Origin of the sequence: Pseudoalteromonas sp. bablab_jr011, assembly GCF_016464045.1 — a bacterium.
In the GTDB taxonomy this organism is placed as follows: domain Bacteria; phylum Pseudomonadota; class Gammaproteobacteria; order Enterobacterales; family Alteromonadaceae; genus Pseudoalteromonas; species Pseudoalteromonas lipolytica.
This window is the reverse complement of sequence record NZ_JACDWU010000315.1, coordinates 1-13,340: the sequence shown is the minus strand read 5'-3', so window position 1 is coordinate 13,340 and position 13,340 is coordinate 1. Positions and strand designations below refer to the sequence as shown.

Sequence of the window (13,340 nt, the reverse complement as noted above, 5' to 3'; positions counted from 1 at the left end):
TAACCGGCCCATTAAGCGTGTTAAGCCAATATCTTCACCTTCCACAAGGTCATCAGTACTTATTGTGCCATGAGGTAATCCACCTTCGTGGGGCATTTTTGTGAAAAACTCAAACATGATGAGTATTAACGGCAGCAAAGCAGGGTATAAATTCATGCTTTGCTGCCAACATCCATGTTGTTAAAGAGCGGTTACTGTCGTTTATTAATTTGGGTCTGTTGGTGGTGTAACATCAATTAACCATGCTGGAATGTAGCCATTTTCAACAGTGAGCTTATAGCCTTTTACGTCTTTAGCGATGATGGCTAAGGCTGTTAAAGCTAATGGGATGGCACCTTCGTTTGCACCTTCGTGGTCTTCGTTGTTGTAATATTCTCTATGGGCCAGCAAGGCTTTTTCCATGGCTTGATTATATTCTTGCTCGCCGTTATCAGTGAATATGGCGGTGATCACCGGGATAAGCGGCCATTCCAAGCGACTAACATATAAGTAAATTTCATCATCGGCATAATCATCTGGATTACAAGTTAGGTATGCTTGCTCAATCAAGTTGGCTAAATCGGCACTAGGGTTAAATAAGCCTTTAAGTAAGTCAGACAATGCATAATCAAATGGGGTGCGCTGTTCACTTAGCCTTGCTTGTTTAAATACATCGTTGTCGACAGTAATCAGGTAGTTAATAGCTTCGTTATTACGAGCAATGATGCTGCTATAAAATGCAAGTAACCAGTTATTGTGTTTAGTGCCATAGTCGTCTTTTTTTCCAATCACTTCTATATATTCATCATCGTAAAAAAAAGGGAAAGGTTGGCCGTCATGGGCGTCACTTTGAAATATGCCATGGCCTAATTGCGAAGCACGAATAACATAGAGCCAAGCATGATAGCTATTGGGGTTTTGAATCGCTTCCATGGGAAAAGTATCTATCAAGTTGCGCTTAAAATGATTGTGTAGCCCATGACTGGGATCTTCTTGAATACGCCCAAGTCCCCCCTCTTGCAACCTGTTATATAACTTTATGGTTCGGTCGTAGCTTACTTGTGCAAAGCTGTAATGGCTTTTAATCACCTTAAAGAACTCCTTAAAATCCTATATCAAAAATCGATACGTCAATAACTTCGATAAGCCCGGCGTCATTGGCTTTTTGATACATGATGAGTATTAACGGCAGCAAAGAAGGGTATAAATTCATGCTTTGCTGCCAACATCCATGTTGTTAAAGAGCGGTTACTGTCGTTTATTAATTTGGGTCTGTTGGTGGTGTTACATCAATTAGCCATGCTGGAATGTAGCCATTTTCAACAGTGAGCTTATAGCCTTTTACGTCTTTAGCTATGATGGCTAAGGCTGTTAAAGCTAATGGGATGGCACCTTCATTTTCATCTTCGTGATCTTCGTTGTTGTAATATTCCCTATGAGCCAGCAAGGCTTTTTCCATGGCTTGATTATATTCTTGCTCACCGTTATCAGTGAATATAGCGGTGATCACAGGGATAAGTGGCCACTCCAAGCGACTAACATATAAGTAAATTTCATCATCGGCATAATCATCTGGGTTACAGGTAAGGTATGCTTGCTCAATTAAGTTGGCTAAATCAGCGCTAGGGTTAAATACCCCTTTGAGTAAATCAGACAATGCATAATCAAACGGGGTGCGCTGATTACCATAATTAGATGTTTTAAACACATCATTATCGATAGACGTTAAGTAAGCGATGGCGTCATGGTTACGGGCAATAATACTGCTGTACAAAGCAAGTAACCACACAGGGTGCTCAGCATGTTCAGGGTCGCGTTTACCGACTACTTCTAAATATTCATCATCGTAAAAGAAAGGGAAAGGTTGGCCGTCATGGGCATTGCTTTGAAATATGCCGTGGCCTAATTGCGAAGCGCGAATAACATAGAGCCAAGCATGGTAGCTATTGGGGTTTTGAATAGCTTCCATAGGAAATGAGTCAATGATATTACGGGTAAACTGTGTATGGAGTCCTAAGCTAGGGTTTTTTTGAATACGGGGTATATTTTTATCTTCGTGCCTGATGTATTCCTCGGCCATTTCATTATAACTAAGTTTGGCAAAACTATAATGACTCTCAATCATTTTATAAATTCCTTAAAATCCTATATCAAAAATCGATACGTCAATAACTTCGATAAGCCCGGCATCATTGGCTTTTTGTTGAACCCCAATATATTCAAGCGTTCCATCTAGCTTTGAATCGTTCAAACTTTTGAGCATAATTTTCATGTCTTTGACTTGTTTCACAAAATCTTCATCGCCTGCTATATAGCGTGGGTCTTTTGTTAGGTTGCGAAGTTTAACTTGGTAATTCTTTATTATCGAATTCATATACTTTTCAGAGCCTTGTTGGGCTCTATCTTTACCAGCACTCCGGCTACCCCAGCTGGCATTACCGCCTTTGGCTTCGATAATTAATACTTTACCGTCTTCTGTTGCATACACTTGGTCAAATTGGCCTTGTTTGCCTTTACCTGGGAGTTTGCTTGCCAATGGTGTGGCATCTGGATAATTTTGTTTCACATAAATGCGCGCGGCTTCTTCACCAAGCGCTTCACTGGCTAAGCGCATCGCACTTTGCGCTTCTTTTAATGCAGTGGCGTTTCCGGCAAGGAGTGCGGCATCACGCTTGGCTACCGCTTGATTGCGTGCTGCTTCAAACTGTTTGAGTCGCTGTTTAACGTTGTCACTTAAATTAGCATGATTTATCTTTAATTTTTGCGCTATTTTGTTATACACATTTATTTGGTCCGACACGGGTACTAAATTACCATTTTCGTAACGTAATTTAGGGGGCTTTTTGCCATCAAGGCGATTAATAATGACTTTACCTTCACCGTTGGTATATGCGCGGTAATTGCCGCGAATATCGTCAGACAATTCACTGAGTAAATAGTCAGCATGGTCTTTTGCTGACACATGCGTCGCCACTGCTTGGTTTTTACTTGGTTGCAGCTGTGTATCTGGCTTGGTTATTTTGGCTGAAACAGTCGGATGTTCAGCCGTCACAGCGTGTGATAACTGTTTATTGAGTTGCTTGCGCTTAACAATCTCGGCAATTTTAGTCAGCGCTTTATTTGCTTTTGCTAAATACCGTGATTTACTTGCGAGTGAAGCAGCCGCACCCACACCACCAGTGAGCAGTGCTAATACGACCTCGAATGCCAAAATACCTGTTAATCGTTCTTGCTCTACGTGTGAGTGGGCATCAATATACTCGTAAGGGAAACGCGCTAGCGCCAAGCGGGTTTGTTCATCATCAAGTAAAATGTAAAGTAACTCACATGCCTGAGTGAGTGATTGGGCTGATTTTTGTGAGAAAGAAACTATTGTTTCTAGCTCATATTTAACGGCTTCTTTATCACCGCGAGCAATGGCTTCTATAATTCTAAAGCAAGCAGAGTACACACTTATATTAATATCAATACCGAGTACAATCAGGTCCGCTACGCCCTCAATAAGTGATTTTGCACCTTGATAAAAACCAGTAGCATTTGCACCGAGCTCTATCATGTATTGGTGAAATAGGCTTTCTTGTTCAAACAAGGCATCTTCAATGGCCGCTTTTTGACGAACTTCATTTAGCATTGCTTCTAGGGTCTGCTTAAACTCATTACGCAGTGCAACTAAACGCTGTTCGTCATCGTCAGATGAAGCAATAAAACGAACCTGACTTTGACCTTGCGGCACGTTGGCCAGTTGCGCCTTGCCATTACTGAGTGAGCCTGTGTGTTCATGGCCAAGGCTATCGATAAGCGAGTAACGAATATTGTCTTCAGCACTGCCATCTAGGTAGCAATAGCTTAAGTCTAGTGTGCATAGCGTAGTAGAATCGAGTGAGCTATCAGCCAAATCAAACGATGAAATAGCAGGCGCACGACTCACATTAAGGCTTTGTGCACTCGCTGTACTTGGCCTTTCAATATCGTAATCAACGGGGCCATCAAAATTTATAAAGGTGCCATCGAGGGTGAGTATGTTGGTGGCAATAATCTCAACATTTCCTTGACTGTCGAGTTTAATTTCGCCGCCTTCGTTATGCAGGATTAAATCACCACGGCCTGAGCCAGTAATCGTGATTGACTTATTTGTTTGTAAAAATGTAGAGCCATTGGGGGCCGAAAGAGTTAAATCGCTTGAGCTGGTTTTAAGCTGAATGTCGCTTTGCGCAAAGGCTTTAATTGCGCGACCACTTACCATCGACAGAGCTTGGTGAGATTCAATGAGGGTGTTTTTTCCTTGCCAGGTTTGGCTACCAGCACTTTGCATACTGATATCGCGGTTTTGAGTGCTAAGCGAAACATTATTTTTTACATCAATAAACTGATTATTTTTAATCACAAATTGAATGTTGTCGTTCTCAGTTGTGAGGCAGAGGTCTTTGCCAGCATGTAAGTTAATGGTGCCTAGCTGGCTTATCCACTCTATAAATTGGCGGCCTGATTTTTTAGCATTGAGTTCAACATAGTGCTCACCGCCTAATGTTTGTAAAATTACTTTTGGTTCTTGTTTGTCATCATCAAACTGCAGTTCGTTTTGCGCTGCACTCACAAGTCTGTTTTGTGAATAATTTGCCGCTGTAACAACGCTTGGTTGCGATTCATTCATCGCAAACCCCATTAAAAACGTATTATTTGGGTCGTTATTTATGCAGCCAATAAGTACCTCAGAACCACCAACTAGTGGGAAGTGCCAGCCAGTGGCCTGAGGTTGGTTTTGACATGCGTATAAAGCAAGTTGCTGAATTGCTTTGCTCGATTGAGTAACAGGCCTTGCTATTGTGTCGAAATCAGTTCGCACACGGTAGCAACCCATATCATCAATAAAACTTGATGTAGTTAGAGATTCTACTGTGGCTGGGAATGCCATAGGTTTAGCTTGGTGCGGCAACGGTTTTGCTTTAAATGGCGTACCGCGTTCGATAAATTCTGCTTTGCAGCTATAGCGCGTTAAGCCTTGATGGGTACTTTCGTCACTGGGTTGTTCACTTGTGTGATACACGCCAATACACATTAAATCAGCACTACTGCCTGTACCTGTTTGGTCGTCAATTGCAATAGAACTACCAGCATAGAGATCGCATACATTGCCTACAAGGTGTATTACTTTGTTGAGTGAAGCTAAAGCGTTACTAATGTTTTGAGCTTGAAGTGAAGCCGCTGCAGGTGTTGTTGCGCAGGGTTCAAAGTAAGATTGACTGTTACTTGCGACCTTTAAATATTGGCCATGAGCCACGCAGTCAGTGCGATCATTGTAAATTGAATGATGTACTTGGCTGTTAAAAAAACCGATATATGCGGTATTATCATCGTTATTCATACCTGCTGTGTTTTTGACTGTCACGACACCGCGTTGTAAGTATGGGCTGTTTAAATTGCTATCACTGATTACTAACAGTTCAGTGTTGTTTTTGGTTTCAAACCAAATAAACAAACCGAATTGGGCTAGTAAACGTTGTAGAAAATGCCAGTTTGTTTCCATCGCTTGTACACATTGTGGAAGATCTGGTAACGATGTGCTTACACGTAAATCAATTTGCCCTTGTGAATATCCTGCTTGGCTGGCTAAATAAAAAATAACGTCTTTTAAATTAACGCTAATAAAAACCTTACTGTTTGTGATGTTTCTTAATGTGCTTAGTCTGTCTTTAATTATTATTTTATATCGATATTTGTTTTTAAATGTACCTACTTTTTCGCATTCATAAATTATCCCAGATTGATGGCGGAAGTAATCGTCTTTATTTACAAATGTAATTAATGCACTTTGTAAAAGTAAGTTTTCGAGGAGAATGTCATGGCTGGAATCGCCAATTAATGTAAATTCAAATCCTTGATTTAGTTGCTCAAATCCATTCACTTGAGTGACATTGAGTGTAATGTTATTTACATCAATTAATAGTCGCGAGTGAGACATTTCCTTGTCCTTTTTTAACTCAATCCATTAGCGAAAAATGAAAATACACATTTATTAATAAATGTTCAATAGAATAATTGTAATCGAAATTTTTTCGTCACCAGTATGTTGATAATTCCTGGTTGTTTATGTAATACGTTTTTATTAATTTTCAATATTATTGAAAGTTTATTTAAATTAATGCTTTTTTATTGGTTTTTATATTTATTGTAAATTAGTTTTATTTTTAAGCTATATTGAGTTGACATTTTAAAAGTGATCTTTGTATTATGCCCCCGATTTAAGGACGAGTGAACCCAATTGTGAAACGCAGATTATGTGTTTTTCTGGTTAATCAAGGATGATTTTATGGATAAAAAATTATTTATAAATCAAGTTAATAGCTTTTATGTATTGGCTTGGTCTCTCACTAAAAGTATCTCTTCCTTACTTGATCAGACCGGTATCCCAGCGCATCGCGTATTTTCAGAGTCGGTTATCGATCATTATTTCTTTTTTATAAATAATCCACCAAGAAATGACGGTAAAATAATTTTAATTAAAGAAAATATCATCAAGTATATTGATGAATTAATTGTTCTAAATACAAAAATAATATCTTCTGTCGATGATGTGGTCATTAAGTCTCTAGCTGTTGATAATCAAGAAAATAAGCAAGCTGGAATTTTTCCAAAATTTTTCAATAGTCGTAAATGGTCCGATTGCGCATCAGTGCGATTTAATCGAGTGATATGTCCTGTTTACGAAGAAATTCTTTGTAAAAACTAATTAATCTAATAAATCTATGAGGTTTTGAATGCGTTTTGCAATTAAAAAAGCAGTGCTAATTACTTTGCTTATGTCTTTGACTGCGTGTATGAGTACGAATGTAAAACTTGATATCACAGCAACAGACAATCTTAATTTAAATCAATTTGATGAAGCATTACCTGTGGTGCTAAGGGTGTACCAGCTATCAGATATTCAAAGTTTTAAAACTGCAACTTTTGAAGATTTATGGAAATCAGATAAGTCAGTATTATCAAATACTTTAATCACGGTTGAAGAAAAAACAATCAACCCAGCAGAGCAAACAAAAATAGAATTTGAGCAAGCTGAAAATGCACGTTTTGTGGCTATTGTTGCCTTGTTTAGAGATCGCCAAGGAGATAAATGGAAAACATTTTACCCACTCGGCGATGGTCCAGTAAAACTATCAACATCGCTTGATGTTCTGATTACCAATAACGAAGTTCAGCTACCAGATGTCGATGAGGCTGAATAATGAATGTTAAAGGTCCAATGAAACCTGTATGGGCTGAAGGTGTGCTGCTTGCACAGCAACATTTCCAGCTTTTTGATGATTACCATGAGCAAAATCAGATTGTTAGGCAAAGCTTAATTTCGCCTTTGGCTTTTGGTTTGCACCACCTCACTATTGATGAGTCAGCACTCGCGCGGGGCATTCTAAAAGTAATTAGCTTTAAAGCTATATTAGAAAATGGCCGTTTGCTTGAATTCGATCGCCAACATCATGATGAGTTAAAACTTGAGCTCGCATCAAATGCAGATGACGTGACGGTGTATTTAGCTATCGCGGCTAATAAAGTTGTAAGCGATATTGAAGGTTATTCAGCAAGCGGGCAATTAAGTGCTTATCAAGCCGACTATATTGAGTTTAGTGATCATCATGATGCGGCCAGAAATCGAGAAGTGTTAATTGCACAGCCCAATTATATTTTGCTGACAGATCAAGATATAAAAACCTATTTTGATACGCTGGCTTGCATAAAAGTTGTTCGTGCTGAAGATGGTTCATTTAGAGTCAGTAAAGAATTTGTTCCGCCATTATTAACGATACAGGCATCATTTTACTTAACAGAGCTGCTTAATCGCACAGCAAACCTAGTCAATGCTAAAGTGAATGTGTTACTAAGCCGAAGAAAAAACTTTGGTTCAGTAACTGACTTTGGTCCAAACGAAATGAATAGCTTTTTACTGTTAAATGCAATGGCTCCTTCGGCAAAGCGTTTAGATCATTTGAAAAGCTTGCAACTCGTTCACCCTGAGCGGTTATATTGTGAACTTGTTGATCTGATTAGTTCTGTATCAATGTTTGAGCACAGTGACTTAGTTAGCCAGATCCCCCCTTACCAACATAAGCAGTTGACGCATGTTTTCGGCACCCTAGACACCTTACTTAGTAAGCTACTTGAAGGAGTTGTTCCTAAAAAGATGTCAGGACTTAAACTTGAAAAAGTGTCGAATGCGATTTATCAAGTTGCCACTATTGATTCTGCTATTTTTGATAATAATGACTTCTACTTAGCTGTTTACTTTGAATCAGAAGATACGAAATGGATTGATACCTTTAGCGATCAGGTCAAAGTTGGTGCGAGTGAAAAACTCGAAATAATGATCGCCTCAGCATTAGCGGGTGTGCAATTAACTCATTGTCAGCGACCACCTAATAAGTTAGCAATCAAAAGTGGCTATGAATATTTTCGATTAGAAGCACATGGCTATATTTGGCAGCAAATTGTTGAAGAACAATCACTCAGTTTATTTATTCCATTTGGTTTACAGGCTGCACAAATTGAAATTGTGACTGTGGCAAGACATTAGGAAGGTAGATTGGCTATGCAAGAACAAAATACAGAACTTGATTTAATTGCCTGCATTTCTCCAGTTGTAAATGCACTCGCTCCCTTAAAACTAAAACAATCAACAGATCTTGAACTAGATGATTTTCGAGAACAATTATTAACGAGCTTTGATGAATTTGAACGTAATTGCTATACGCAACAAGTGACAACCAGCGTTATGCAAGAAGTTAAATTTGCACTCACAGCAATGTGTGATGAGTTTGTAATGAGCTCAGGAGCGCATTTTAGAATGGAGTGGATGTCTAGGCCTCTGCAACTTGAGTTTTTTGGCAACAATAGAGCGGGTGAAGAGTTTTTCGAGCGACTAGCAAAACTTCGCACTGGCGGTGAGCCCAAATTTCCTGCTCTGGAAGTTTACTACATCTGTTTACAGCTTGGTTTTGAAGGCATCTATAAAGTTAGAGGTATTGAACAGCTTAAGGCTTTAATTGTTGATATACGTGCGCAAATTGAAGATGTGCGAGGCACTCCACGTGGTCAATTATCTGATAATGGCGTCCCTCTTGAAGGGTTCGCCATGAAAGTTGGCCGAAATATACCTTACTGGGTGATTGTATCTATATGCCTCGCGTCAATCGTTTCGCTTTTTGCTGGCTTTCATTTTGTAATTAACAAGCAGGCAACACAAAGCACTCAACGAATAGACAACCAAGTTGAAGTACTTACTCAATTGAACAAAACCAACGAGACTCGATAGGACAAAAGTAATGCAAGGAAGAGTGAATAAAAGTGGCCTAGTGCACTTTTTACTGGGCTTAGTGTCATCAAGAGCGACCGGTCAGTTAATTGGGTTGATTGCTGTTTTAAGTATAGTTTGGTTTGCTGGCCGTATCGTTGGCTTAGACACAACGGATAAAAAACTTTTTGCAATGGCCGCTGTAACAGCCGTTTTTATTGTGTTTATATTCATTCGTTGGTTATGGACCAAACGCTCGGGTGATAAATTAGCATCAGAACTAGCAAGCCATAATGCGGGCTCGAGTGCTGAACTAGATGAAATTAAAGAAAAAATGCAAGAAGCATTAAGTTCATTGAAAGCATCCCATCTTGGTGCCGGTTATCGCGGTAATACGGCTTTGTATGCACTTCCTTGGTATATGATCATTGGTCCATCTGCAACGGGTAAAAGTACATTATTCGCTAATTCTGGTCTGCATTTTCCTTATTCAAACTCAAATGAACTTCATATCCAAGGTTTTGGTGGTACACGTAACTGTGACTGGTGGTTTTCTGATCAAGCTATTTTGATTGACACGGCAGGGCGTTATACCACCGAGCAATCAGAAAACAAAGAATGGTTATCGTTTTTAAGCTTACTAAAGAAATACCGTCCCAAGTTACCAATCAATGGTGTGATGGTCGCTATTAGTGTTGCAGATGTTTTAACCTCTGACAGCGAAGAAATTCGTCAGCATGTAAAGTTGGTTCGAGAACGTATTGAAGAACTGATCACGCAATTAGGGGTTATTTTTCCGGTTTATATTACCTTTACAAAAACCGATCTGATAAGCGGTTTTGAGCCATTTTTTAATGATTTAACCGAAAAAGAACGCGAACAAGTTTTTGGTGCCTATTTACTAGATATAAGTGAAGATCAGCAAAATGATCCTGCTGAAATGTTCGAAGTTCGTATGGAAGAGTTGTATCAGCGACTTTGCGAACAGCGTTTAAGTAAAGTGGCTCGTGAGCGTAATGAGCACCGTAAACAGTTAATTTTAGATTTTCCAAACCAGTTCAAATCTGCATCAACAAAGTTAACTGAGTTTGTTAATTTGTTATTTAAAGCAAATCCGTACCAAGAGGTTCCTTGGTTCGCTGGCGTGTACTTTACTTCAGGCACGCAAGAGGGTACTCCGATTGAGCGCGTAACCAATGGTGTACGTGACCAATTTGGTGTTGTTGTCGTTGAACAAAAACAGGAAAGCATTACGCAAAGTTATTTTATCAATCGTGTATTTAATGATGTAATTTTTAAACTGCAAGACTTAACCCGTGGTAATCGTAAAAAACGCTTGGTTGGCCGTTGGTTAAAAGGTTTAACAGTAACGTCGGGCTTGGCAAGTATCGCGGCGGTTACAGCATTATTAATCACTTCTTATACCAGCAACCAATTGTTGCTTAACCAAGGGGAAGTGCATGTTAAAGCGATTGTTGAAGCGAATGTAAATAAAGCGAAAGATGAGCAAAAACTAGCTGCAACACTAGATTTATTTGAGCATTACCAATCACTTAAAAACTATGAAAAGCAGTTGCCATGGTATTTTATTTTTGGGATTTACGAAGGTGACGAAACGCTCGATAGTGTTGCAAAAGTTTTATTTAATCAATTGAATCAGTTGATTACTTTTCCTGCAGAAAAGCAAACACTAGCAAAGCTTAAAGAATTTGAAAATATTTGGTCAGCTGATGATGCAGATGCAAGAGCAGCGAGCCGTCAAGCATATTATGACGCTTTAAAACTGCACCTAATGCTCAGTGCTTACCCTGAACACAAAGATAATGAGTTCGCTAAAGAGCAGTTGCTCGCCTTTATTAGCCAGCATTTTAACATTGATATTGAAGCACAAACTGACTCACCTATCACAACACAACTAAGTGCATTAGTTGATTTATATTTAGCCAATATTAGTACTGATATAGAAAACCCAGGTCAAATCCTATTTTGGCAAAACAACGAAACGGCAGTGCTAAATGCGCGTAATAGCCTAAATACTCAACCAGAAGCAGAGCCTCTGTACCAGCAAATTATTAGTAGCTTTGCTGAGCGTAAAAAAGCGATTCAGCTTAAACAGTTCATGGCAGCTAAAAATCGTGATGTGCTTAGAAGTGATTTTAGTGTTCCTTATGTGTATACAAATGCAGGTTGGCAAGAATACGTTTATCCAGAAATTCAGAGGATATCTCGTCTCGTTTTCTCTGGTGATTGGGTCATGGGCACTAGCAACGAAAGTGGCCAAAATGCGGTTGATGAAGCGCAGGCAGATGCATTAGCAAAAGCAATACGTACATATTATTTTAAAGATTATGCTAATACGTGGTTTACGTTCTTAAAGAGTATCAAAGTACCTGTTTTTAAAGACTTAAATGATGCAAGTATTAACTTTGCTCGTCTTTCCTCTTCAGATGGTCCCTTTATAGATTTAATGACATTATTGAAAAACAACATTGTTGTTGCTGATAAGCCATCTGCGGTCACCAAAAATAACGAAAAAATTGCAACGTTACTTTCTGGTGCAACAGATAGTGCAACTAAAAAAGTAGCAAAAGGCAAGCTAGCTAAGCAAGTTACTGAACGTCCTGATTTTGCGCAAGTGAACACTGTAAGAGCACCAGAACTTGAAACACGTTTTGCTGACTTACGTCGATTCTCACAACACGATGAAGACAAAGCTATGTCAGATTACATTGGGCAGTATATTAGCTCACTAAGTAGTATTCATTCTGATATTAAATCCATGGCAGCAAGCAATGAAGACGATGCACAAGCGATGGTGTTTGTTCAAGATTTATTATCGGGTAATAGCCAAGAAAATGCGCTGCAATCATCTTGGATCATCATTGAAAGTCAAACACGAGCTCTCGATCCAGAAACTAAAGATACCCTCGATACACTATTTAAAGCCCCCCTGCAGTCTGGTATTTCGAGCATTATGGCTAAAGCCCGCAGTCAGTTAAACGAAGAGTGGGAAAATCAGGTTTATACAATGTACAGCAACAGTATTGCTGGAAAATACCCATTTAATTTAACTGGGCCAGATGCTGCAATTGCCGATGTCTCTGAGTTTTTAAACAGTGAAACAGGGGTACTTTGGAATTTCATTAATAGCCAATTAAAACCATTTATGAAGGTACGCCGTGGGGTATGGGAAGAAAAACAATGGAATGGCGTTGGTATTGGCTTTAGTCAAGAACTACTCGATGGCATTACAAAAGCAAATAAAGTAACACGATCTTTATTTTTAAATGGCGTAGACGCTGCTGGGTTTAATTTCCAAATGATGCCTGTGCCACAAAAAGGTATTCGTGAGACATATTTGGGTTTTTCAGAACAAGGTTATCGTTATCGTAATGAGCCAGAAGAATGGCGAAACTTTTCTTGGCCTGGCCGCGGTGCAGCAGAAAAAGCGATTTTATATGGCCTAGATAATACGGGTCGTAGACTAACAATAGAACAAGATGGCCCTTGGGCATTACTAAAAGTGCTTAACGAAGCCAATGTGAAATGGATTAAAGGGACTGAGTTTTTAGCAACTTGGGAACTGGTGGATAAATCAGAGCAAAGCTTAACGGTTCAATTCTCATTAAAATCAGGTCGAAATAGCGGTATTTTTTCAAAATATATGCTGACCTCATTTGCGCTACCAAGTTCATTGTTTGCCCCCAAACCTCAGCTTGCTCAAGCTAGTAGAGCATTGGTTCAGTAGGGGCGGGTATGTTTAATTTATTTACCAAGAAAAAGCAGCCAATGCTGGTCCAGCAGTTTGCCTTCGGGTATATGGGCAAAACACCTGTGAGGCCTGATTTTGTTAAATTGAATATCTCTTCACGCGAATCAGTTTCATTTGATCACTGGTTGCAAGAAGGGTTTGCAAATATAAATCGTGGGGTAATAGGCGGGGCCTTGTTGATCAAATGCAGCTCTCTAATAAACTCACTTAACTTACTGATATTTAGGCAGACCAAGGGTGTTGATCTTATTTAGCGCCTTCACTTTGATCATCGCTTCAACCAGTTGGCGATTGTAATCACGCGCATTT

General features: G+C 39.3%; 9 protein-coding genes. 6 read left to right on the top strand and 3 right to left on the bottom strand.

All coding sequences use genetic code 11. The annotated features are described in order from the left end of the window. Nucleotides 1–204: 204 nt before the first annotated feature. The 3 genes from JIG41_RS20460 to JIG41_RS20450 all read right to left on the bottom strand — a co-directional run bounded on the left by JIG41_RS20460 (nucleotide 205) and on the right by JIG41_RS20450 (nucleotide 5,938). Nucleotides 205–1,068: an immunity 49 family protein gene (locus JIG41_RS20460; RefSeq protein WP_199525359.1), complete on the bottom strand. Its 864-nt coding sequence runs from the start codon at nucleotides 1,066–1,068 to the stop codon at nucleotides 205–207. Nucleotides 1,069–1,240: 172 nt separating this feature from the next. Next, the gene (locus JIG41_RS20455) at nucleotides 1,241–2,104 is read right to left on the bottom strand and encodes an immunity 49 family protein (RefSeq protein ID WP_199525358.1); all 864 of its coding nucleotides are present in this window, start codon (nucleotides 2,102–2,104) and stop codon (nucleotides 1,241–1,243) included. A gap of 12 nt (nucleotides 2,105–2,116) precedes the next feature. Further along, complete coding sequence (locus tag JIG41_RS20450; protein ID WP_199525357.1) at nucleotides 2,117–5,938, bottom strand: contractile injection system protein, VgrG/Pvc8 family; 3,822 nt, start codon at nucleotides 5,936–5,938, stop codon at nucleotides 2,117–2,119. Between the two features lie 348 nt (nucleotides 5,939–6,286). On the opposite strand from JIG41_RS20450, the gene JIG41_RS20445 reads away from it, so the two are divergent. From JIG41_RS20445 to JIG41_RS22985, 6 genes are read left to right on the top strand one after another with little or no spacing between them, the layout of a single operon-like run. After that, nucleotides 6,287–6,706 (top strand): hypothetical protein, encoded by a 420-nt coding sequence (locus JIG41_RS20445; protein WP_199525356.1) that lies wholly within the window; start codon nucleotides 6,287–6,289, stop codon nucleotides 6,704–6,706. 28 nt (nucleotides 6,707–6,734) lie between these two features. Then, nucleotides 6,735–7,202: a type VI secretion system lipoprotein TssJ gene (gene tssJ, locus JIG41_RS20440; RefSeq protein WP_199525355.1), complete on the top strand. Its 468-nt coding sequence runs from the start codon at nucleotides 6,735–6,737 to the stop codon at nucleotides 7,200–7,202. After that, nucleotides 7,202–8,542: a type VI secretion system baseplate subunit TssK gene (tssK, locus tag JIG41_RS20435; RefSeq protein ID WP_199525354.1), complete on the top strand. Its 1,341-nt coding sequence runs from the start codon at nucleotides 7,202–7,204 to the stop codon at nucleotides 8,540–8,542. The genes tssJ and tssK overlap by 1 nt, the downstream gene beginning before the upstream one ends. 15 nt (nucleotides 8,543–8,557) lie before the next feature. Beyond that, nucleotides 8,558–9,280, top strand: a complete 723-nt coding sequence (icmH, locus tag JIG41_RS20430) for a type IVB secretion system protein IcmH/DotU (protein ID WP_199525353.1) — start codon at nucleotides 8,558–8,560, stop codon at nucleotides 9,278–9,280. 10 nt (nucleotides 9,281–9,290) lie between these two features. Beyond that, entirely contained in the window at nucleotides 9,291–13,007 is a 3,717-nt protein-coding gene (gene tssM / locus JIG41_RS20425) for a type VI secretion system membrane subunit TssM (RefSeq protein WP_199525352.1), read from the top strand. Between the two features lie 8 nt (nucleotides 13,008–13,015). Further along, nucleotides 13,016–13,285 (top strand): TagF domain-containing protein, encoded by a 270-nt coding sequence (locus JIG41_RS22985; RefSeq protein ID WP_312000561.1) that lies wholly within the window; start codon nucleotides 13,016–13,018, stop codon nucleotides 13,283–13,285. Nucleotides 13,286–13,340 lie beyond the last annotated feature (55 nt).

Coding starts and splice junctions, on each gene's coding strand:
- JIG41_RS20450 (WP_199525357.1), bottom strand. CDS start 5,938: ATGTCTCACTCGCGACTATTAATTGATGTAAATAACATTACACTCAAT.
- icmH (WP_199525353.1), top strand. CDS start 8,558: ATGCAAGAACAAAATACAGAACTTGATTTAATTGCCTGCATTTCTCCA.
- tssK (WP_199525354.1), top strand. CDS start 7,202: ATGAATGTTAAAGGTCCAATGAAACCTGTATGGGCTGAAGGTGTGCTG.
- tssM (WP_199525352.1), top strand. CDS start 9,291: ATGCAAGGAAGAGTGAATAAAAGTGGCCTAGTGCACTTTTTACTGGGC.
- JIG41_RS22985 (WP_312000561.1), top strand. CDS start 13,016: ATGTTTAATTTATTTACCAAGAAAAAGCAGCCAATGCTGGTCCAGCAG.
- JIG41_RS20445 (WP_199525356.1), top strand. CDS start 6,287: ATGGATAAAAAATTATTTATAAATCAAGTTAATAGCTTTTATGTATTG.
- JIG41_RS20455 (WP_199525358.1), bottom strand. CDS start 2,104: ATGATTGAGAGTCATTATAGTTTTGCCAAACTTAGTTATAATGAAATG.
- tssJ (WP_199525355.1), top strand. CDS start 6,735: ATGCGTTTTGCAATTAAAAAAGCAGTGCTAATTACTTTGCTTATGTCT.